The sequence below is a fragment of the Peptoniphilus rhinitidis 1-13 genome (assembly GCF_000246925.1).
GTDB classification, from domain to species: domain Bacteria; phylum Bacillota; class Clostridia; order Tissierellales; family Peptoniphilaceae; genus Peptoniphilus_A; species Peptoniphilus_A lacydonensis.
The window spans coordinates 197,425-220,843 of record NZ_BAEW01000001.1 but is presented as its reverse complement, the minus strand read 5'-3'; the positions used below and the strand labels follow the sequence as shown (position 1 = coordinate 220,843).

Genomic DNA, 23,419 nt, shown 5'->3' with positions numbered 1-23,419 from the left:
TTTATGAAAGCTTCAATATTGACAATAGGAAAAGAGATTTTAATAGGATCTATTTTAAACTCAAATTCAAAATATATATCGGAAAAATTAACAGATATCGGAATAGAAATTATTAGACAAGTTTCTGTTGATGACAACTTAGATGAGATTGTAAGAGAACTAAATTATTGCACTAAAAATTCTGATTTAATAATTATTAGTGGAGGTCTAGGTCCAACTGAGGATGATATTACAAAAGAAGCAGTGGCAAAATTTTTAAATAGACCCATCTATATAGATGAAGAAGAAAAATTGAAAATGGAAAATAGATTCTCAAAGTATAGAAGTACAATGACTCCTAATAATTTAAAACAAGTTATGTTAATTGAAGGCTCTGAAAAAATTGAAAACAATTGGGGTGTTGCTCTAGGAGAATCTATTGAATTTGAAGGTAAAAAAATAATTTTATTACCTGGTCCGCCTAATGAAATGGAACCTATGCTTGACTTTTATCTTTCAAATAAATCTTTTACTGAAGATAATATAATCGTAAAATCAGTAGACATTATTGGTCTTGGAGAGTCTATAATAGAAGATAGAATTAGAAAAATGAACTTTGACAGAAATGTAAGTATAAATACATTTGCTCACGGAACTTACACAGAAGTCAAAATAATTGGAAAAGATAAAGAAAAAGACATTTTAACTACATCAATTCAAAAAGTTGTAGAATCCCTTTATTCTGAATTTAATACTCATGTATATTCTGAAAATAATGAAGATGTATCTGAACAAATTGTTAGAATTTTGAGAAAAAATAATTTAAAAATTTCCTTTGCAGAATCAATTACTGGAGGAATGCTTAGTTCAGCAATAACTGATATAAGTGGGGCTTCAAAGGTCATGGAAACTTCTTTCGTTACTTATTCTAATGATTCAAAAAATAAAAATCTCTCTGTTCCTACAAAAACTTTAAAAGAGCATGGTGCCATTAGTTATGAAACAGCTTATGAGATGGCAAAAGGAATAAAAAATAAATCTGGATCTGATATAGGTGTTGCAACAACTGGAGAGGCTGGGCCAAACTCTTCTGAAACTGAAGTTGGAAATGTATATACATGTATTTATTTTTCAGATGATGACTATTATGTTAAACATTATTTTTTTAATGGAGATAGAAATAAAATAAGAATGAGCACTGTGAATAGAGTATTATCACAAATACTTTTTGTTCTTAGAAAAAATTTTAAGGAGTAAATATGAAAAATAATAAAATTGATAACGAAAAACTAAACAAAGAAAAACAAGATGCTCTACACAATGTTTTATCAAAAATTGAAAAACAGTATGGTGAAGGATCTGTCATGATTCTTGGAGATGATGTGAGGCTTGATATTGATTCTATACCAACAGGTTCTCTCGCTCTAGATATAGCTCTTGGCATAGGTGGTATTCCAAAGGGAAGAATTATTGAGATTTATGGACCAGAATCTTCTGGGAAAACTACTTTAGCTCTTCATATGCTTGCTGAAGCACAAAAAATGGGGGGAACTGGAGCCTTTGTAGACGCTGAACACGCACTTGATCCTGGGTATGCAAAAAATTTAGGTGTAGATATTGAAAATTTAATTATTTCACAACCAGATACAGGAGAACAAGCTCTAGAAATTACAGAAGCTTTGGTTAGATCAAATGCTGTTGAATTAGTAGTTATTGATTCTGTTGCAGCACTAGTTCCTAAGGCAGAAATTGATGGTGAAATGGGTGCAACACAAATAGGTCTTCAGGCACGACTTATGTCTCAAGCACTTAGAAAACTCACTGGAGCAATTAATAAGTCTAAATGTACTGTAGTTTTTATAAATCAACTTAGAGAAAAGGTTGGAGTAATGTTTGGCAATCCTGAAACTACAACAGGTGGAAGAGCTTTAAAATTTTATTCTTCAGTTAGACTTGACATTAGAAGGTCAGAAAACATAAAAAAAGGTGACGAAATAGTTGGAAATAGAGTTAGAGTAAAAGTTGTAAAAAATAAAATTGCTCCACCATTTAGACAAGCGGAATTTGATGTAATGTATGGGAAAGGTATTTCAAAAACAGGCAATATTTTAGATGTAGCTGCAGAAGCAGATATAGTAAAAAAAGCTGGAGCTTGGTATTCTTACGAAGAAGAAAGGCTTGGACAAGGAAGAGAAAATGCAAAAGATTATTTAGAAGAACATCAAGAACTTTTAGATGAAATTGAACATAAAGTGAGAGTTCATTACAATTTATTAGATGATGAAAATGATGAAACTGCTTCTGAAAATTTTCTAGATGGTGAATAAGGCGTGATTTCTTGAAATTACTTTATTTTACAGATACTCATATTAGAGGTACTAGTCCTCAAAATAGACTAGATGATTATCACGAAACTTTAAAAGACAAATTAAATGAAATTTCTAATATTGTAAAAGAAGAAAAAATAGATTTTGTTCTACATGGTGGAGATTTATTTGATAGGCCAGATGTTTCTGTCAGTATAGTTTCTGAATTTGCAAAGATATTTCAAGATTTTAAAGCTCCCATATATATAATAAGTGGGAATCATGATATTTTTGGCCATAATCCTGATACATTAGATAGAACAATGCTTGGACTTTTGTGCAATCTTGGAGTTATGAATTTGGTAAATTATAAAAAAATAATTCTAGAAAAAGATATTAGAGTCCAACTCACTGGTTCGCCTTATGTTTATTCTATGGACGAAAAAGAAAATCGTAAAAATTACATTATTGATGAAGTCGATAGTTCTTGTAAATATTCTATTCATATGACTCATGGCTTTCTCATTGATAAACCTTTCATTAAAGAAGTTTCTCACACTTTAATTGATGATATAAAAGACACTAAAGCTGACATTACTTTAGCTGGACATTATCATTTTGGATTTAATACTGTAAAAATAGATAACAAATATTTTGTCAATCCAGGGGCTTTGATGAGGATTTCAAATTCTAAGGCGGAAATTTCACGAAAACCTAAAGTGAATATTATCACTTTAAATGATGGTATAAAAATAGAAAATAGATATTTAAAATCTGCTAAACCAGGAGAAGAAATTCTAGACAGATCCGAGATGGAAAGGCATCAATTTAAAGGTATAAAACTCGCTGAATTTAAAGAAATTATTGATTCTACTTCAGATTATAGAAGTTTAGATATTTTTGATTTGCTTTTAAAAATATCTAAGAGCGAGAATATTTCTGATAATGTAAAAAAAGAAGCCTTAAAAAGAGTTGAAAAAGCTCAAATAGATGGAGCTGACTATTAATGATATATATAAAAAAAGTTGAACTTAATAATTTTCAGTCTCACGATTATACAGAAATGAAATTTGATCGAGGATTAAATGTAATTTTAGGAAATTCTGATGTAGGTAAAACTGCAATATTGAGAGCTATAAAATGGGCTTTATATAATGAACCTAAGGGTGACTATTTTATTAGACAGGGAGAAAGAGATGTTTCTGTTAAAGTCGTTTTTTCCAATGGAGTTGTGGTTCAAAGAAAAAAGACGCCTTCAAAAAACTCTTATTATTTATTAGACACTTCAGGAAATGAAAGGCTTTTTGAAGGATTTGGAGTTGACGTTCCAAAAGAAATATCTGATATTACTAATATGTATAAGGTGGTACTCGATAGTTCTAATAGTAAAGTTATTTTAAATATAGCAGAACAACTTGATGGTCCCTTTCTTTTAAATGAACAACCTTCATTTAGAGCTTCTGCAATTGGAAGACTTCTTGGAGTAAATTATTTAGATGATGCTCTAAGAAGTGTTGTCAAAGATAATAAAAGAATAAGACAGGATATTGATTCTCTCAATTTATCTAAAAAAGAACTTGAAAACAAAATAAAAGAATTTGAATATATTGAAAATTATAAATTAAAATATGAAAAAATTTTAAAAATTAGAAATAATATATATGAGCTTCAATCTAGATTGGAAAATGTTTCTCACTTAAAAAAGGTTTATAATACTAATAAAAGTGAAATAAAAGAGAATGTTAATTTAATTAACAAACTAAAGAATTTAGAGAATATAGACTTAATATATGAAAAACTTAAAGTATATACTTTGAAGAAAAATAATTTTGAAAATCTTTTATATAAATATAATAATACTGATACTGAAATTATTTCTGTAAAAAATGATTTAAATAAACTAAAAAACTTAGAAAAATATTCTGATGTTATACACGCCATAAATAGAAAAAAAGATAATTTGGCATTATACGAAAGTTTAAATAAAACTTTTACTAAAATCTCTAAATCTATTTATAAGACAAATACTGAAATTGAAAATTTTTAAAAATGCTGAAAAAATAGAAAATTTAATAAAAAAAATTGAAACTAATTTAAATGAATACTATTTAATTCATAATAATAGTGAAAATTTGAAAAAGATTCAAACTAGTTTAGACTGCGGAAAAGAATATATAAAGAATTTTACAAATAATGAAGCTTTAGATGAAATTTTCCAAAAGATTACTGCCAATGTATTATTATTAAATAGTTTAGAGAAATTATTAAATGATTTAGATAATAAATCTATTGAAATTGAAAGAGAAAGAAAAACTATTAATAAACTAAATTATGATATAAAAAATAACACTGATATTTATGAAAAAACAATTTTAGATTTGGGAGTTTGTCCTTTTTGTTACAGTACTATAACTAAGGATTCAGCACAACATATTAAAAACCATTTGAGGAATGATTAAATGAATTACGAAGAAAATTTAAAGAATTTAAAAGACCAATTAGATAGATTAAAAAACATGAAGTATAAGTCTGAAGCAAGACTTGAACAATTAAACACACAGAAGAAGGATTTGCTAGAAGAGATTGAAAAACTTGGTATAAAACCTGAAGATCTCGAGAGTGAAAGTGAACGTTTAAAAGACGAAATAGATAATCTATTTAAACAAGCCGATGATTTAATGCCTAGGTTGTGATTTTTTTGGATTTAAAAGAGCTTGATTTAAAATTAAATAAATTAAACAATAAAATTGTAAGTGAAGAGGGCAAAGTAGAAATTTTAACTGAACAGTTAAATAAAATCAATGATGAATTAGAAGAGAAGCAAAAATACGAAGATGTACTCACGCAAGTTTCACTTTTATTTCAGAAAACATCTGAATTTGCAAGAGAACAATCTAAAAGACAAATAGAAGATACTGTAACAAAATGTCTCCAATTTATTTTTGAAACTGATATTGAATTTTTAATAGAGCTTTCAGAATCTCGATCTGTGCCTGTTGCAGAATTTTTTGTCAGAAGTAATTATCCAGAAGGGTACAGTGTCAAGACAAAACCTGAAATAGCAAGAGGTGGTGGAATTGTAGATGTTATTTCACTTGCGCTTAGAATTGCTTTTGTTGAATTAAATCAACCAAAATTATCTGGTCCTTTAATTTTAGATGAACCTGGTAAGCATGTGAGTGATGATTATATTTTTAATTTGGGAGAGTTCTTAAAAAAATCTAGCAATTTATTTGATAGACAAATAATTATGGTTACACATAATTCTCATTTATCTCAAATATGCGACAAAGCGTTTCAAGTTAAAAATAAAAAAGGTATAAGCGAAGTAAGTGTATATAATCAATGATTTTAATCTTGACTTTAGTTAGTAAAATTGTTAATATATTAGTGGAAATACTAATTGTTCATATATTTTAGTATATTTACTTTAAGTAGGAGGAGAAAGTGTAATGATTTACGACTCAAAAATAAAAAGTAGAGATGTAGATGGCTTATTTGAAGCTATTTTACTTTTAGAAAATGTAGAAGAATGTTATAGATTCTTTGAAGATATTTGTACTGTAAAAGAATTACAAGCAATTGCACAAAGACTAGAAGTTGTGAAATTACTTGTAAAGAATAAAACTTATCATGATATCGAAAATGAAACTGGTGCATCTACTGCCACTATTTCAAGAATTAATAGATCTTTAAATTATGGGGCAGATGGTTATAAATTAGTTCTAACTAGACTTAATATATTAGACGAAGATGAAGAATAAGGGAAGCACCTTATTCTTTTTTTATAGATTTATATTTATTGTTTTATAACTTGTGTAAGTAACAAGACCAGGTTTTTTTGCTGGGTGTCTTTTTACATTCATTTTAAAAGTGTAATCAATGGGGATATTTTGCGATTTAGAAAGAGAACTATATTTTGCTGCAAGTTTTGCAGCACTTAAAAGTGCTTTATTTGAAAACTCTCTATTATCATTTTTCAATATCACATGAGAACCTGGGGCATCTTTAACATGAAACCAAAGGTCATTTTTATTTGCCTTTTTTAAAGTTAAATAATCATTTTGTATATTATTTTTACCTATATATATATCAAAACCATCATCTGTTTTTATTTTAATATAATTTTCTTTTGAATCTTTTTTCTTATTTTTCTTATTTTTATTTTTCTTTTTTAAATATCCAGATTTTTCTAATTCCTCGTAAAGTTCATCTATTTCATCAGGTGTTTGTGCAAAATCTATGTTTAAAAGTATAGATTTTAGATAATTTATTTCAGAGTTTCCCATTTCTATTTGTTCATTTAAAAAAATTGCTGCATTCTTAAGTTTTGAATATTTTTTATAGTATTTAGAAGCATTGGATGGACCATCTAATTTCGGATCAAGAGGAATTTCTATAGATTCCATTTCATTATAAAAATTTTCAACAACAACAGAATTATCTCCTTTTTTTATTTTATGAAAATTAGAAGATAATAAATCTGCATAGACTTTAAATTGCTCACGATTTAATGCAATATTTAATTCATTAGATTGGTTAGAAACTTTTTTAGATAGCTTATTAATTTGTTTGTTTATAGATTTTCTTAGCTCACTGCTTTTAGAACCTAATGAATCTCTTAAAAATTTAGAATTATAAAATTCTTCTAATAGAGAAGAGATACTATCAACCTTTATTTTGTCTTTAGCGTTAATTGATTCTAAATCAATTGAATAGAAGTCTTTAAAAATACCGTCTCTATAAATTTTTATTGGAGTAAAATTATTATTTTTAACTTCTCTAAAAATTTGCAAAAACGTATTATCTATATTAATTATTTCATTTTCAGATAGAGATGCTAAAGTTCTTTTAAAATCTATGTAACATCTACTTTCAATTTCTGTACACATTTGAGGACTTATACCAGTAAAAGACTTTATAAAAAAAGACTTTAAGTTCAAATTTTTTTCAGATTTTGTAATTACATTAGCAATATTTTCAGTTTTAGTTGGATCAAATCCATTTGATATATCTTCTGGATTATAAAATAGTCCTGGAAGAATTTCTCTTACTCTAGACACATTGAAATTCACTCTAATAAGAGAATCAATTATTTTTTTAGAATCGTTATCAATTAAAATAACATTTGAATGTTTTCCCATTAATTCTATAACTAAAGCTTTTTCACTAAATTCACCTAATTCATCCTTGGATTTAACTAAAATTTTTATAATTCTATCCATTTTATATTGGCAAACACTGATAATTTGGTTATTTTCAAGGTGTTTTCTAAGAAGCATACAAAAAGCTGGAGGATTTTGTGGACTATCAAATAATTCGTTACTAAAATACATTCTTGGACTTCCAGAAAGGGAAATAAATAGCCTCCTTTTTTCTCCATGAGCCCTAATATTTATAAGTAAGTCATTATTTTTTTGATATATTTTATCAATTCTTCCATTTACAATTTCATTTTTTATTTCATAAACTAAATTTTTTATAACAGTACCGTCTAAAGACATTTAATCACCTAAAAATAATTATAACATACTTTTACAAGTTAGAAAATAAACTTTAGAACAAATGCACTAAACGTACATTTCACTTAAAGATAAATTTGAATACAGATGTACAATAAAATATATAATTTAACATTATTAAATAAGAACAACAATAGTTTTTAAGTTACAAAAGAATATTCATAACATATAAATAACATAAAAATTATTTTTTAGTTTAATCTCAAAACTCAAATTAAATTATATTACATTGAATAAATATTAATCTAATGTAATTTTATAATTATTAAAATGATTAAGATACATGGATTAATTGTAGTTTTATAAAAATTACATAAAAAAATAGTCACAAAATTATCATTTTGTGACTATTTTTTTGACTTTATATTTAAAATTTTATTTATAATGAACTCATCTCTTCTATCAACTATTGTTTAATTCATCAATTATATAAATTTATAATTACTAAATCATTAACTATAAATTTTATTAGTTTTTAATCAAATAATGAATTTGAATTATCTTTATTATTTTTTTCTTCTATCTTTTCTAATTTATTAGATACTTTATTTTTGTCATTATTTTTTATTTTTGAATCTCCAGAGGATTCCACGCTGTTTTCTTCGTGCCCATATCTAGCTCCTTTTGTTTTAAAAGATCCAGAGATATAAACAGAGTCATTTTTCCACTCTACATCAAGACCAAGAGTTTCAGAGATAAATCTTATTGGAACATAAGTCCTACCATCACATAATATAGCGGCAGAATCGAGATCTACAATTGATTCTTGACCATTTTTATTAACTTTAGCTTTTGTAGAATCTATATCAAGCTCAACTAGTACATCTATTGCTCCTATTAAAATCCCTCTAGTATTTGATTGATTTTTTTGATAAAAATTTATTTTTGCTCCTAAATTTTCAGAAATGTATCTTATTGGAACCATAACTCTATCAGTATTTTTGTCTAAATACGCTCTTCCCATATCTTCTGGTATAGACTGCAAAGAATTATTAATATATATATTTACATTTTGATCTAAAGCGCTTTTTGGAAGTTTACCTGCTGCAAAAACAGATGTAGATAGAACAACTGACATAATTCCTATTGACAATAATGATCTTAATTTTTTCATTTTTTCCTCCTGATTTGACTATTTATTATTTTCATCTTTAATATTTGCAAGTGGATTAGACTCTACCATTTTTTTCAATGATTTTTTATTCACATGAGTATAAATTTCAGTTGTATTGACAGACTCGTGTCCCAAAATTTCTTGAAGAGACCTTATATCGGCATTGCCATATTCATATAAAAGTGTTGCCGCAGTATGCCTTAATTTGTGAACAGAATATTTATTTGTATCAAGACCAGAATTTTTCATATGTTTTTCAATCATATGCTGAATTGATCTATTGCTCATTCTCTGTTCTCTCATTGAAAGAAATAAAGCATCATCCTCAATTTGAGGTCTTAACTTCAAATATTCTTGAATTGCATATACTGAAGCCTCATTTAGATAAATTGTCCTCTCTTTATTACCTTTTCCTATTACTTTTAAAGTATTATCTTCTTTTAGATGTGAAATATTGATTCCTGAAAGTTCAGAAAGACGCATTCCGCAATTTAAAAATAAAGTAACTATTGCATAATCTCTTTTCTTATAAACTAATTTCATTTTAGATTTTTCAATGGTTTTCAATAGATTTAAACTTTCATCTAAGGTTAAGTAAACTGGAAGTGTCTTTTCAATTTTTGGCATGTCAATATCTATAATTGGATTTTTCTTTATAACTTCAATCTTTGAATATAAATAATTATAAAAACTTCTAACAGAAGATATTTTTCTAAATTTAGATCTATTGGAAATTTTTCGTTCTCTTTCCAAAAAAGCATTGTAAGCATAAATATCTTGTTTAGTTACACTTTCTAAAATCTCTGGAGTAATATCTTCAACAGGTATATCATCAAAATTTTCTATTCCTTCTGCAAGATTTTTTCTTCTTTTTATAAATCTTACGAAAATTCTAAGATCATAATAATATTCTCTAATTGTATTATCAGAAGAGCCTTTGGTAGCTTTCATATAGTCTAAAAAATCGTCTATTAAATTCGAATTAATCAAATTTTATCACCTCCAAATACAAAACAAAAACCTGACAAATGTCAGGCTTTCTTTATTTAGCGTATTCAACTGCTCTAGTTTCTCTTATGACATTGACTTTAATTTGTCCAGGGAAATCTAGCTCAGATTCTATTCTTTTTACAACTTCTCTAGCAGTAATAGTAATTTCTGCCTCAGAGATTTTTTCAGGTTTTACTATTATTCGAATTTCTCGACCAGCTTGAACAGCATAAGAATTTTCAATTCCTTCAAATTCATTCGCAATTTCTTCAAGCTTTTCAAGCCTTTGAATATAAGATTCAACAGTTTCTCGTCTAGCTCCTGGTCTTGCAGCAGAAATAGCATCAGCTGCTTGAACTAGTACAGATTCTACACAATTAGGCTCTACATCTCCATGGTGAGATTCTATTGCATTAATTACATATTCAGATTCATGATATTTTCTTGCAATTTCAACTCCTATATCTACATGAGGAGCATCAAGATTTCTATCAATTGATTTTCCTAAATCGTGAAGAAGACCGCCTCTTTTAGCAAGCTTAACATCAGCTCCAATTTCGCTAGCTAAAATTCCAGCAATTTCAGAAACTTCGACAGAGTGTTTAAGATTATTTTGTCCGTAACTTGTCCTATATTTAAGTCTTCCAAGATATTTAATAATTTCTGGATGAAGTCCATGCACGCCAGCATCATAAGCTGCTTGTTCTCCTGACTCTTTGATAATTGTTTCAACTTCATTTCTTGCTTTTTCAACAGTTTCCTCTATCTTAGTAGGATGAATCCTTCCATCATTTACTAATTTTTCAAGAGCCACTCTTGCAATTTCTCTTCTAATTGGATCAAAACAAGATAAAACCACAGCCTCTGGAGTGTCATCTATAATAAGATCAACTCCAGTTATTGATTCAATTGCTCTAATATTTCTACCCTCTCTGCCAATAATCCTTCCTTTCATCTCATCATTTGGAAGACTAACAACGGCGACAGTAGACTCAGCAACTTGATCAGCTGCACATCTTTGAATAGCTTGTGCAATTATATTTCTTGCATATTTTCCAGATTCTTCTCTTATCCTATTTTCATTTTCTTTAATAATAAGTGCTGACTCATTTGTGATTTCTTTTTTCAGTTCACTAAGTAAGATTTCTTTACCTTCATCTTTAGTAAGACCGGCAACTCTTTGAAGTTCCTCTTCTCTCTTTTTAATAAGTTCATCAGCTTGATCTTCTTTTTCTCTTAAGCCTTCCAATTTCTTATTAAGTTTTTCATCTTTTCGTTCAACTTGATTTGATTTTTTATCAAGTGACTTTTCTTTAGATAAAATCCGATTTTCTAATTCTTTGATTTCTGCTCTTCTAATTTTAGCTTCATTTTCTTGTTCAGATCTTAACTTTTGAATTTCTTCCTTAGCTTCTACAAGTAAAAGTTTCTTTTGTGTTTGAGCTTGATTTTCAGCATCATAAATCATTTTCTTAGATAATTCTTCAGCATTTTTTATTTTTCCTTCAGAAATATATTTTCTAATGGCATAACCACATGCTACACCAATAATACCAATAATAATAGATATTAAAGTACTAAAACCCATTCATACACACCTCCTATTTAGTTTTCATGTTTCAATTTAAAATCATATTTAGGCATAAGCCTTAAAATAATTGTATATCTTTTAAAAGAATAAGTCAAACAGAAAGATGTGTGTAACTATAATCTATTTATTTTCATAAATAGGTATTGCTATTTTATATCCAGGCTTTAATTCATAAGAAGTTATATTATTTAATTTTTCAATTTCCATTACAAAGTTCATTTTATTGTTATATTCATATCTATCAGATATAGTCCAAAGTGTATCTCCTTTTTTTACAGTATAAACATCATAAGTTAAATTAGAATCATCTAAATAATTCATATCTTCTGAATCTATAACCATTAAGCCTGAATTAAATATAAATATTAACAATAAAAATAACAAAACTTTTTTCTTTTTGATAATAATTTTTTTCATAAAATCTCCTCAATAAAAATATTTTGTTTTAACTAAAGTTTAAACCTTTATTTCGAACAAAAGTATCAAATAACAGTTCTAAACAAATGTTACAACTTTAGTTCTATTTTGTCAATAGCTCATTTTTATTTATTTAAACTTTAGTTTGAAATACCTGTTTAAATGTGATATTATTATATTAATATAAATAAGGAGGAAATCTATGTACGAAGATTTAAACCAAAGAGAACTTGAAATTTTATTTTTTATTAAGAGATTTATTGAATCAAAATCCTATCCCCCAACTGTTCGTGAAATTTGTTCAGGATGTAATATTAAATCTACTTCTACTGTTTATTATGCTCTTGAAAAGCTTGAAAGTACAAATTATATAAAAAAAGATGCTTCAAAAACTAGAGCTATTGAAATAGTTCCTCAAGATGATGACATTTTAATGTTAAAGAAAAAAACTGTTGATGTTCCCATAGTAGGAAAAGTTACAGCTGGTGCACCTATATTGGCAGTTCAAAATATTGAAGATACAATGCCTCTTCCTATTGAATTTGCAACAGATAAAGAATTATTTATTTTAAAGGTTTCTGGGGAAAGCATGATTAATGCAGGAATTTTTGATGGAGATTATGTAATAATTGAAAAATGTAATTCTGCGAGAAATGGAGAAAAAGTTTTAGCTTTAATAGATGATGAAGCAACTATTAAAACATATTATAAGGAAAAGAATAGATTTAGATTGCAACCTGAAAATGATTCAATGGAGCCTCTTTATTTCGATAATATTGATATATTAGGAAAAATTGTTGGACTTTACAGAAAAATAAATTAAAAAATAACCTTGCTGTTATTATACAGTAAGGTTATTTTTTTATACATTTTTATATTATTCAATTAAATTTAGTAATCAAAATGAAAATAAAAGTACTAAATTTGACTTAATTTTAGAATATTAGAAACCAACAAAAACATTTTAACACTATTAAATTACAATTAAATTTTCTTTATCAAGGGCATTTAATAAATGAATTAGTGCAAATTTAATATGATAGTAAGAGAGTCCTCCTTGAAAGTAAACATAATAAGGTTCTCTCATTGGCCCATCTGCTGAAAGTTCAATTGATGATCCTTCTATAAAGTCTCCTGCTGCCATTATTACTTTGTCATCATATCCTGGCATATCCCAAGGCATTGGTGTAAATTCTGAATCAACAGGAGAAGAAAATTGAATATATTTGCAAAAAGTTTCTAGTATATCTGGATTTTTAAGTTCAATTGCAGTTACAATATCACTTCTTTTATCCACACTTGATGGAATTGTCTTAAATCCTAATTCTTCAAAACATTTTGAAAAAAGTGTGGCTCCCCTTAATGCATCTTCAACAATTTTTGGCGACATAAATAATCCTTGAAGTATTTGTCTAGTCATTCCAAAGGTAAGTCCACAGTCCTTGCCTATTCCTGGTGCAGTTAAAATATTTGCAGCACGATTTACAAATTTAGATTTTCCAGTTATATATCCTCCTGTGTATGCAATTCCACCACCTGGATTCTTTATAAGTGATCCTGCCATTAAATCTATTCCAATTTCACTTGGTTCTATTAACTCTGTAAACTCTCCATAACAGTTATCTACAAAAATTTTTATATTTCTATTTATTTTTTTAACTTCATCTACAGCCTCTTTAAGTTCATCAACTGTAAAAGCTCTTCTATTTGAATATCCAGTTGATCTTTGCATTATTACAAGAGTTGTATTTTCTCTTATATAATTTCTAATATTTTTTACATTAATCTTATTATTTAAAAGAGGCACTTCAGAATATTCATAACCTCTATTAATAAGCGAATCAGGATTATCTCCACGAAGACCGATTACTTTTTGAAGTGTATCGTAAGGAGTTGATGTGACAGATAAAAAATGATCACCTGGATTTAAAATTGATTTAATTGCAATTGTTATAGCGTGAGTTCCTGAAACTATATTTGATCTTACTAAGCTATCTTCAGTTTTGAAAATTTTCGTATAAATACTTTCGACTTTATCTCTTCCAACATCTCCATAGCCATAACCAGTAGTCCAATTAAAATCTGTAGACTTTAATTTTTCAGCTTGCATAGCTTTTAAAACTTTAACTTGATTGTACTGAGCAATGTCACTAAATTTTTTGAAATCTTTTCGAAGTTTTTCTTCATTTTTATTTACAAAATTTATTATCTTTTCATCTATATTGTATTCGTTTTTAAATAAATTATTATATATTGTCAATTTTATCTCCCATTTATTATTTTTATTTTATTTTAATATTAATAAGAACTTAGTGCAATGAAAAAAGACGACGAAGTCGCCTAATTAAATGTTTTTAATTTTCTAATTTAGATTCTATATATTCTTCTAATAATTTTAAAATATTCTCAGATTCTCTGTCAAACCACTTTATTCTGTCATCTCGTCTAAACCAAGTTAGTTGTCTTTTTGCATAGTGTCTTGAATTTTTCTTTATTAATTCAATCATTTCATCATAGGAAATCTTACCATCTAAATACCAAATAACTTCTTTATATCCAATAGCTTTAAGCGATTGTGAGTTTTTATCAAGTCCCTTTTCAATTAAACTTTTCACTTCTTTCACAAGACCCTTATCTATCATCAAATCAACTCTATTATTTATCTTTTCATAAAGTTTATCTCTATCCATATTAAGTCCAATGTAAGTTAAGTTATAATCATCATTTTCCTCTCTAAATTTATCTTCTTTTTTATTTCCATTTTTTAAAATTTCAAGAGCTCTAATTATTCTTTGACCATTGTTTTTATGGATTTTTTTTGCCATATCTTCGTCAATTTCAAAAAGCTTATTATATAAAACTTCACTACCATTTTTCTCTAATAAGTGATTTAACTTAATTCTATATTCATAATCTGGCTCAGTCTCTGTAAAGTTTAAATTATAAACAATTGAATTTATATAAAGTCCAGTTCCTCCAACTAAGAATGGTATCTTTCCTCTTGTATTAATATTACTAATAATTTTTTTTGTTTCTTTTTTGAAATCAGCAACAGAAAATTTATCTTCTGGATCAATTATATCTATCATGTGATGAGGTATATCCGTTTTATTCAAATCAATTTTCGCTGTTCCAATATTTAATTTTTTATAAATTTGCATAGAATCTGCTGAAATAATCTCTCCATTATATTTTTTCGCAAGTTCAAGTGACAATTCAGTTTTCCCAATTCCAGTGGGGCCTGTTATTATTACTAAATTTTCCATTTTATTCCCTCAAAAATAATTTTGAAATAGTGTGCTTTGAAACTTCTATAACTGTTGGTCTTCCATGAGGACAAGTGTAAGGATTTTCACAATTTTTTAAATCTCTTATAAGAGCTTCGACTTCCATATCTGAAAGATCATCTCCCGCTTTTACAGATGCTTTGCAGGCCTTTTTCATTATTTTATATAAATCTGCTTCATAATTTGATGAGATGTCTTTATCAAGAGAATCTATAATATCTCTTATAAAATTTACATAAGTTGGAAGTCCAAAAATCATGGGAACTTCACGCAAAACTATTGTATTGTCTCCAAAATCTTCTATTTTAAATCCAAGTTTTACAAATAAATCTAAGTAATTTTCTATTTTATCGTATTCAACTTGATTTAATTCAATTATTTCTGGCTTAATTAAGATTTGTGAAGCAATATCACTATTTAAATACATATTTAAAAATTTTTCATAATTTACTCTTTCATGTGCTGCATGTTGGTCTACAATATAACAAATTGAATCTCTTTTATTCTCTAAAAGTATATAGGTTTTAAAAAGTATTCCCACAATTTTTGTATTTAAAAGTTTTTCATCAATGTGACCTTTTTCATTAGGTTCTAAAAAGCTTTTTTCCTCATTAGCAAAGTCTTTATCTGTAAAAGTCACCTTGTTGAAACTATCCTTTTTATATAAAACATCGTCTTCTTTAAAATTACTTAGACTATTTAAATTTTCTTCTAAAGATTTACCTTCAATATCCCAAAGACTCCTTAAATTTGTAGTTTCCGCTGTATCAGTGTCATTTGGAATATCACTATCTAATTCTTTACTTTCGTTAAAAATATCAAAAATATTTATATTTTTCTTCGTATCTTCGATTTCTATCTCTCCAATACTTCTATTAGGAAAAATTACTTCTTGTACAACTTCAGATAAAAGAGCTGTCAAAATATTTTCATTAGAAATTTTTACCTCATTCTTCTTAGGATGAATATTAACATCAATTAGTTTAGGATCAATGTCAATATATAAAATAAATACAGGATATCTATTTAGTGGAATAAGTGAATTATAATTTTTTTCAACTGCTTTAGAAATATTTATATTCCTGATGTAGCGACCATTTATAAAAATATATTGACTATCTCTATTTGATCTAAATAATTTATTATCAGAAAAAAATCCCTTTATCTTATAATTTTCTGACTCAAAAAATCCTTCATTTAAAGAAGACGCAATTTCTGAACCTAAAATACTAAAAATCCTATTTATATAATCTTTGTCATTACCTGTATTTAAGATTGTCTTGCCATCGCGAATAAGTGTGAATTTTACATTATTGTTACTTAAAGCAATTTTTTGCACAATATCAATTATATTATTAATTTCAGAATTATTTTTTCTTAAAAACTTTTTTCTAACAGGTGTATTATAAAAAACATCAGTAACTATAAATGTAGTTCCTCTTGGCATTCCTATTTTATTATTTTTTATAATTTTCCCATTTTCAATTAAAAGAGAATTTCCTGCTAGTTCATCTTCTGTCTTAGTCATTAATTTTATTTTTGAAATATTTGAAATGCTTGCAAGTGCTTCTCCTCTAAACCCAAGAGTTCTCAACTTCTCTAGATCTTCTATTTTTTCAAGCTTAGATGTTGAGTGACGCAAAAAAGCAAGATTAAGGTCTTCCTCTGAAAAACCAGAACCATTATCTGATACTTTTATAAAATTCGTACTCTCGCCTCTTATTTCAACCAAGATATCATCAGCACCTGCATCTATGGAATTTTCTACAAGTTCCTTTACAATAGAAGCTGAATTTTCTATTATTTCACCTGCTGCAATTTTTGATATTGTTGAGTCATCTAAAAGTCTAATCATTCTAACTCCTTAGATTTATTTATAATTTCATTTAATAAATTAAAAGCTTGCATTGGACTAATCTTCAAAATATCTATTTCTTTTAATTTATTTACAAAATTTATAATTTCTTGATTTGTACTTTCTTGTCTTATATATTCTTTATTTACATCAATACTTATATCTTTATTTTCTCTTTCTATTACATCTAAAACTTCCTTTGCCCTGTTTATAATCACATTGTCAATCCCCGCAAGTTTTGCAACATCTATTCCATAGGAATTATTTGTAAATCCATTTATAATTTTTCGAAGAAATATAATATCATCGTCTTGTCTATCTACAGCAATAGTAAGATTTTTTATACAATCATATTTTTCTTCTAGATTCACAAGTTCATGATAATGAGTAGCAAAAAGTGTTTTGGCTTTAATATTTTCTGCAATGTATTCAACTATTGCATTTGCAATTGCAAGACCATCAAATGTACTAGTACCTCTTCCCACTTCATCTAGTATTAAAAGAGATTTTGACGTTGCATTTTCTATAATATCAGCAACCTCTTTCATCTCAACCATAAATGTCGACTGACCCTTAGAAAGATTGTCACTTGCACCAATTCTAGTAAAAATTCTATCAACTAAAGAAATATCTGCACTCTCTGCTGGCACAAAGGATCCTATATGAGACATAATCGTAATAAGTGCAACTTGCCTCATATAAGTCGATTTCCCTGCCATATTAGGCCCAGTTATTATGTGAATCATTTCTTTTTTATTATCTAAATATGTGTCATTTGGAACAAAAAAATCATCATTCATGTAAGATTCAACTATTGGATGCCTTCCTGATTTTATTTTAATTATTCCTTCTTTGTTAAATTGTGGTTTAACATAATTATTTAAACTTGCAACTTTTGATAAGGATAATAATGCGTCAAGACTTGATAACTTTTCAGACAAAATCTGAATATTATAAATTTCCTTTGCAATATATTCTCTTAACTCATTGTAAATCCCATATTGAAGTGTCAAAGCTCTATCCTTAGAACCTATTAATTTTCCCTCCATGTCTTTTAATTCAACAGAGAAAAATCTTTCAGACCCAACTAAAGTTTGTTTTCTAATATAATCATCAGGAACATCATCTAGATAAGATTTTGTTACTTCAATAAAATATCCAAGAATCTTATTGTGTTTTACTTTTAATTTTTTTATCCCAGTTCTTTCTCTTTCTCTTTTTTCAAAATCTAAAAGCCAATTTTTCCCTTCCAGTGAAACTTTAAAAAGTTCATCTAAATCTTTAGAATATCCCTCTTTTATTATTCTATTTTCTTCTATCACTACTGGAGGATCTTCTATTAAGATAGAATCTATTTTATTATAAATATAAGTTAAATCAATAAAGTCTTCTGTAAATTTTATTAAATATTTATTTTCAGATTCTCTTAACATATTTTTTATCTTTATCGAATTTATTATCGTACTTTTCAGTGAATAAATTTCACGAGGATTTATGCTTCCCTTTGAAATCTTTACTACAAGTCTTTCAATATCATAAACTTCTTTTAAGATTTTTTCTATTTTATCTTCTAATATTAAATTTTTTGTAAAAGATTCTATTATATTTTGTCTTTCAATTATCTTATCTAAATTTATAAGTGGACTTTCCACCCATTTTTTTAATTTTCTAGAACCCATTGAAGTGTTACATTTATCAAGGACTTCCAAAAGAGATCCCTTTTTAGTAAAAGTATTTAAACCTCTTACTAGCTCTAAAGTTCTCTTTGAACTTTCATCTAGAACTAAAAAATCAGAACTATTATAATATTTAACAGTATTTATATGTTTCAAATTTATTTTTTGTGTAACTATCAAATATTGAAGCAACTTTTTAAGAGAAGTAAAATCAGACAAATTATTTCCCATAAATTCATTCAAATTATTTTTAAAATTATCACTAAAAAATTCTTTAAAACCTTTTAATAAGTCTAAATCTTTTAATTCTTCAGAAATATAAGAATTTATAAATACATTATCCTTCTTTATTTTTTCTTTGAAAAAAGGAATTGCTTCTTCATTTAATAAGATTTCATTGGGACTTATCCTATCAATTTCATCTCTTAGAAAATTATAAGGATCATCTTTAGATAAAAAAGTTTTTTCTGTGAAGTATATTTCTCCAGTGGAGTAGTCAGAATAAGTAAAATTAAGTGAGTATCCATCTATAAAAATTGAAAGAAGGTAATTATTTAAATCACTTTTTAAATATTCAGTATCTGTAAAAGTTCCTGGAGTTATAATTTGAGTAACTTCTCTTTTTACAATTCCCTTTGCCAGCTTTGGATCTTCAATTTGGTCACATATAGCAACTTTATATCCTTTGTCAATTAATTTTGATATATAACTAGAAGCAACATGATATGGAACGCCACACATTGGCGCCTTTTCATCCAAACCTGCATCTCTTTTTGTAAGAGTGATTTCAAGTTCTCTTGAAGCCAAAAGAGCATCCTCGAAAAACATTTCATAAAAATCACCAAGTCTGAAAAATAAAATAGCATCTGGATTTTCATCTTTTACTGCTAAATATTGTTTCATCATGGGAGTTAATTTTTCACGATTCAACTTTTTCACCTACTAAAGAAAAACTATTTGCATCTTTAACTTTGACTTTTAAAATTTTTCCAATATCACTTTTATTTCCTTTAAAATTTATTAACTTAAATTCATCAGTTCTTCCACTTACATTAGTGCTATCTTTTTTAGAAAAATCTTCTACAAGTACATCTACATTTTTACCTATAAACTTTCTGTTTTTCTTTTCTTGTATTGGATACAAAACATCTAATAATCTTTCGAACCTTTCGTGTTTTACTTTATCTGGAACTTGATCATCTCTTTTGGCAGCTGGTGTATTTTCGCGAACCGAATAAATAAAAGTAAAAGCTGTGTCATACTCAACTTTTTTAGCCAGATCCAAAGTATCTAAAAAATCCTCTTCACTTTCACCAGGAAATCCTACCATAATATCTGTTGAGAGTGCAATATCTGGATTTATACTCTTAATTTTATCGATCTTTTTTAAATAATCTTCCTTTGTATATTTTCTATTCATCATCTTTAAAACTCTAGACGATCCAGCTTGAACTGGCAAATGTAAAAAATTACAAAGTTTATCTAAATTATTAAATGAATAAATAAGTTCATCAGAAATATCTTTTGGGTGAGATGTCATAAATCTAATTCTTTCAACACCATCTATATCATTAATTTGTTCCAATAAATCTGCAAAAGAAAATTCATCTTCAAAAGTTTTCCCATAAGAATTTACATTTTGACCAAGAAGTGTAACTTCTTTTGTGCCTTTTTTAGTCAAATTTTCTATTTCTCTAATAATTTCAACAGGTCTTCTACTAGTTTCTCTTCCTCTAGTATAAGGAACTATACAATAAGAACAAAAATTATTGCAACCATACATAATATTTACATAGGATTTAAAAGAATAAAGCCTATTTGCTCCTAATGTATCATCAAAATTAACAGGGTTTTCTTCAATATCTATTGCAAGTTTTTTCCCATTGTAGGACATAGACAGTAATTCTGGAAGCTTCCAAATATTATTAGTTCCAAAAATTATATCTACATTAGGAAATTTTTCAATAACATAATTTCTTGATTCTTCCCTTTGCATCATACATCCACATACTGCTACTTTAATATTTTTTTTCTTAGACTTTAAATTTTTTAAATTTCCAAGTTGTCCATAAACTTTATCTTCCGCAGAATGTCTAACTGAACAAGTATTTACTATAACTAAATCAGCATCTTTTATATCTTTTACTAAATCATATCCCATTTTTTCTAAAAGCCATTCTATTTTTTCAGAATCATGTTCATTCATTTGACATCCGTGAGTTATAACAATAGCTTTTTTATAATAAATGTTTTCTTTTATATTTCTAATATATTCATTAATATTAATATTTATATCATTAATCAATTCTTTATTTTCCATTTACATCCTCATTTCATATTTCTATATTATACCTGAAAAAACACTTAATTATCAAGAAAAGAGTATGCAAATACATACTCTCAAACTATAAGATTATTAATATATCTGGCAACATATACACCAGAAGCTGACGCTTGTGAAAGTGAATGTGTTGCTCCTCCTCCATCTCCTACTACAAAAAGACCTGACACAGAAGTTTCAAAATTAGAATCTGTTTCTACCCTTGAATTATAAAACTTAACCTCTACTCCATAAAGAAGTGTGTCATCATTAGCAGTACCTGGTGCAATTTTATCAAGTGCATAAATCATTTCAATAATAGAATCAAGTTGTCTTTTAGGTATAACTAAAGAAAGATCTCCTGGAGTTGCTTTTAATGTTGGTTCTGTAAAACATTTAAGCATTCTTCTTTCATCTGACCTTCTTCCTTTAACTAAATCTCCAAATCGTTGAAGAAGAACTCCTCCACCTAGCATATTACTAAGTTTTGCAATAGATTCGCCATATTCATTAGAGTCCTTAAAAGGTTCTGTAAATTTATTACTAACTAATAGTGCAAAATTTGTATTGTTAGATTGAAGTTTTGGATCTGCATAGGAATGACCATTTACAGTTATAATTCCATTAGTATTTTCAGCTACAACTTGACCATAAGGATTCATACAAAAAGTTCTTACTAAATCATTATAACCTTTTGTCTGATAAACTATCTTAGACTCATATACCGCATCTGTAATGTGTTTAAATACTTCTCCGGGAAGTTCAACTCTAACTCCTATATCCACTTGATTCGAAAAAAGATTTATATTAAATTTTTTACAAATTTGTGAAATCCACTTAGACCCGCTTCTTCCAGAGGCAAGAACAAGTTTATCGCATTGAAATGTTTCTCCTTTGTCAGTCCTTAAAATAAAATTATCATTTTTATCAACATCTACAATAGTTGTGTTAAAAATCATATCAACTTTATCTTTTGTCCATTCATATATTTTTTCTAAAATTTTTACATTTCTATCAGTACCAAAATGTCTAACTTTTGCATCTAAAAGATGAAGATCATGTTTTAAAGCAAGCATTTTTAAATTTGAAGTAGTGGTATCATACAATTTAGAATTTCCACCATCAAATTCGCATAAAACTCCATCTACATATTCCATAAGTTTTAACGATTCATTTTTCCCAATGTAATCATGCATTTGACCGCCAAATTTTGTAGTTATATTATACTTTCCATCAGATAAAGTTCCAGCACCACCATAACCGTTCATAATATTACAAGGCTTGCATCCTATACAATTATCCACTAGGCCCATTTTTATTGGACATTGTCTTTTATATATAATATTACCTTTATCTATTACTAAAACTTTTAAATTAGAATTTAACTTTTTAAATTCATAGGAAGCGAAAACTCCACTTGCTCCTGCTCCAACTATTATAACATCATATTTATCCAATTTATTTCTCCTCACTTAAAAATTCAATAAATTTTCTAAATCTACTCGGAAATTCATCTGTTATATCTAAATATTCTCCAGTTATAGGATGAGTGAATTTAAGTTTATAAGAATGGAGTAATTGTTTATTAATTTTAAATTCATTTTTAATGCCATAAACACAATCACCGACAATAGGATGTTTAACATATGATAAATGAACTCTTATCTGATGAGTTCTACCAGTATGAAGATGTGCATCTAAAAGAGTAAACTTATTAAAGTTTTTTAAAATTTTAAAACTCGTCAATGCATTTTTAGAATTTTTATCTGTAACCTTCATTTTAACCCTGTTATTTGGATCTCTTCCAATTGACTTATTAATTTGAAAGTCTTTATAGATATTTCCATGAACAATTGTTAAATAATGTTTCTCTATTTCACGATTTTTAAACATTTCTACAAGTTTATAATAAGCTTCATCTTTTTTTGCGATAATCATAAGACCTGAAGTATCTTTATCTAATCTATGAACTATTCCAGGTCTTTGTTCGTCAATTGGATTTGACAAATTTTCAAATTTATTAAGTAATCCATTTACAAGAGTACCATTTTTATTACCAGCACCAGGATGTACTACAAGATTTTGAGGTTTAGAAATTATGGCTAAATATTCATCTTCATAGATAATTTTAAAATCAATATCCTCAGGCAATAATTTAAACTCATCTTCGTAGGCGACAGATATTTTATCCTTCTCTTTTAAACTATATCCTGCCTTTACATTTTTTCCATTTACCAAAATACTTTCAGATTTAATATATTTCTTTATTTGTGATCTATTAATTTCAAGTTTACTTTCCAAAAATTTGTCGAGCCTATTTCCTGCATCTACTGATTCTATTGTAAAATTATTTTTATACATA

At 27.0% G+C, this 23,419-nt stretch carries 21 protein-coding genes; 9 read left to right on the top strand and 12 right to left on the bottom strand.

All coding sequences use genetic code 11. From position 1 onward, the window contains the following. Positions 1–3: 3 nt before the first annotated feature. The 8 genes from RH95_RS01020 (at position 4) to RH95_RS00990 (ending at position 6,049) form a co-directional block, all read left to right on the top strand. Positions 4–1,236 carry a competence/damage-inducible protein A gene (locus RH95_RS01020; RefSeq protein ID WP_010242384.1) on the top strand — a complete coding sequence of 411 codons (1,233 nt, stop codon included), beginning with the start codon at positions 4–6 and terminating at the stop codon, positions 1,234–1,236. 2 nt (positions 1,237–1,238) lie between these two features. Continuing rightward, on the top strand, positions 1,239–2,306 hold the full coding sequence (gene recA, locus RH95_RS01015) for a recombinase RecA (RefSeq protein WP_010242382.1): 1,068 nt from the start codon (positions 1,239–1,241) through the stop codon (positions 2,304–2,306). Between the two features lie 11 nt (positions 2,307–2,317). Then, entirely contained in the window at positions 2,318–3,292 is a 975-nt protein-coding gene (locus RH95_RS01010; RefSeq protein ID WP_010242380.1) for a metallophosphoesterase family protein, read from the top strand. Then, positions 3,292–4,332: an AAA family ATPase gene (locus RH95_RS01005; RefSeq protein WP_010242378.1), complete on the top strand. Its 1,041-nt coding sequence runs from the start codon at positions 3,292–3,294 to the stop codon at positions 4,330–4,332. Before RH95_RS01010 ends, RH95_RS01005 begins: the two co-directional genes overlap by 1 nt. Then, positions 4,319–4,744, top strand: coding sequence for a hypothetical protein (locus tag RH95_RS09740; protein WP_010242376.1), 426 nt, complete (start codon positions 4,319–4,321; stop codon positions 4,742–4,744). Before RH95_RS01005 ends, RH95_RS09740 begins: the two co-directional genes overlap by 14 nt. Beyond that, a complete protein-coding gene (locus RH95_RS01000) occupies positions 4,745–4,978 on the top strand; it encodes a hypothetical protein (protein WP_010242374.1) in 234 nt (77 codons plus the stop codon). A 5-nt stretch (positions 4,979–4,983) separates the two neighbouring features. Then, entirely contained in the window at positions 4,984–5,634 is a 651-nt protein-coding gene (locus RH95_RS00995; RefSeq protein WP_010242372.1) for an ATPase, read from the top strand. A 103-nt stretch (positions 5,635–5,737) separates the two neighbouring features. Further along, positions 5,738–6,049, top strand: a complete 312-nt coding sequence (locus RH95_RS00990) for a YerC/YecD family TrpR-related protein (RefSeq protein WP_010242370.1) — start codon at positions 5,738–5,740, stop codon at positions 6,047–6,049. Between the two features lie 21 nt (positions 6,050–6,070). Here RH95_RS00990 and RH95_RS00985 read toward each other — a convergent pair whose 3' ends face one another. The 5 genes from RH95_RS00985 to RH95_RS00965 form a co-directional block, all read right to left on the bottom strand. Beyond that, positions 6,071–7,789 (bottom strand): Rqc2 family fibronectin-binding protein, encoded by a 1,719-nt coding sequence (locus RH95_RS00985; protein WP_010242368.1) that lies wholly within the window; start codon positions 7,787–7,789, stop codon positions 6,071–6,073. 493 nt (positions 7,790–8,282) lie between these two features. Further along, positions 8,283–8,921: a copper amine oxidase N-terminal domain-containing protein gene (locus RH95_RS00980; RefSeq protein WP_010242366.1), complete on the bottom strand. Its 639-nt coding sequence runs from the start codon at positions 8,919–8,921 to the stop codon at positions 8,283–8,285. 18 nt (positions 8,922–8,939) lie between these two features. Beyond that, a complete protein-coding gene (locus RH95_RS00975; protein WP_010242364.1) occupies positions 8,940–9,911 on the bottom strand; it encodes a tyrosine recombinase XerC in 972 nt (323 codons plus the stop codon). Positions 9,912–9,963: 52 nt separating this feature from the next. Beyond that, positions 9,964–11,499: a ribonuclease Y gene (gene rny, locus RH95_RS00970; protein ID WP_010242362.1), complete on the bottom strand. Its 1,536-nt coding sequence runs from the start codon at positions 11,497–11,499 to the stop codon at positions 9,964–9,966. 123 nt (positions 11,500–11,622) lie between these two features. Continuing rightward, positions 11,623–11,919 (bottom strand): LysM peptidoglycan-binding domain-containing protein, encoded by a 297-nt coding sequence (locus RH95_RS00965; RefSeq protein WP_010242361.1) that lies wholly within the window; start codon positions 11,917–11,919, stop codon positions 11,623–11,625. A gap of 202 nt (positions 11,920–12,121) precedes the next feature. On the opposite strand from RH95_RS00965, the gene lexA reads away from it, so the two are divergent. Beyond that, a complete protein-coding gene (gene lexA, locus RH95_RS00960; protein ID WP_010242360.1) occupies positions 12,122–12,742 on the top strand; it encodes a transcriptional repressor LexA in 621 nt (206 codons plus the stop codon). A 150-nt stretch (positions 12,743–12,892) separates the two neighbouring features. On the opposite strand, the gene RH95_RS00955 is transcribed toward lexA, so the two are convergent. The 7 genes from RH95_RS00955 to RH95_RS00925 form a co-directional block, all read right to left on the bottom strand. Next, a complete protein-coding gene (locus RH95_RS00955) occupies positions 12,893–14,179 on the bottom strand; it encodes a methionine gamma-lyase family protein (protein WP_010242359.1) in 1,287 nt (428 codons plus the stop codon). Between the two features lie 94 nt (positions 14,180–14,273). Beyond that, the gene (gene miaA / locus RH95_RS00950) at positions 14,274–15,185 is read right to left on the bottom strand and encodes a tRNA (adenosine(37)-N6)-dimethylallyltransferase MiaA (protein WP_010242358.1); all 912 of its coding nucleotides are present in this window, start codon (positions 15,183–15,185) and stop codon (positions 14,274–14,276) included. Between the two features lies 1 nt (position 15,186). Beyond that, the gene (gene mutL / locus RH95_RS00945) at positions 15,187–17,061 is read right to left on the bottom strand and encodes a DNA mismatch repair endonuclease MutL (protein WP_010242357.1); all 1,875 of its coding nucleotides are present in this window, start codon (positions 17,059–17,061) and stop codon (positions 15,187–15,189) included. Further along, positions 17,058–19,676, bottom strand: coding sequence for a DNA mismatch repair protein MutS (gene mutS / locus RH95_RS00940; RefSeq protein WP_316054580.1), 2,619 nt, complete (start codon positions 19,674–19,676; stop codon positions 17,058–17,060). Before mutS ends, mutL begins: the two co-directional genes overlap by 4 nt. Then, positions 19,657–21,057 carry a tRNA (N6-isopentenyl adenosine(37)-C2)-methylthiotransferase MiaB gene (gene miaB, locus RH95_RS00935; protein ID WP_010242353.1) on the bottom strand — a complete coding sequence of 467 codons (1,401 nt, stop codon included), beginning with the start codon at positions 21,055–21,057 and terminating at the stop codon, positions 19,657–19,659. Before miaB ends, mutS begins: the two co-directional genes overlap by 20 nt. An 80-nt stretch (positions 21,058–21,137) precedes the next feature. Beyond that, on the bottom strand, positions 21,138–22,514 hold the full coding sequence (locus RH95_RS00930) for an NAD(P)/FAD-dependent oxidoreductase (protein WP_010242352.1): 1,377 nt from the start codon (positions 22,512–22,514) through the stop codon (positions 21,138–21,140). Position 22,515: 1 nt separating this feature from the next. Then, positions 22,516–23,418 (bottom strand): RluA family pseudouridine synthase, encoded by a 903-nt coding sequence (locus RH95_RS00925; protein WP_010242351.1) that lies wholly within the window; start codon positions 23,416–23,418, stop codon positions 22,516–22,518. Between the last annotated feature and the right edge of the window lies 1 nt (position 23,419).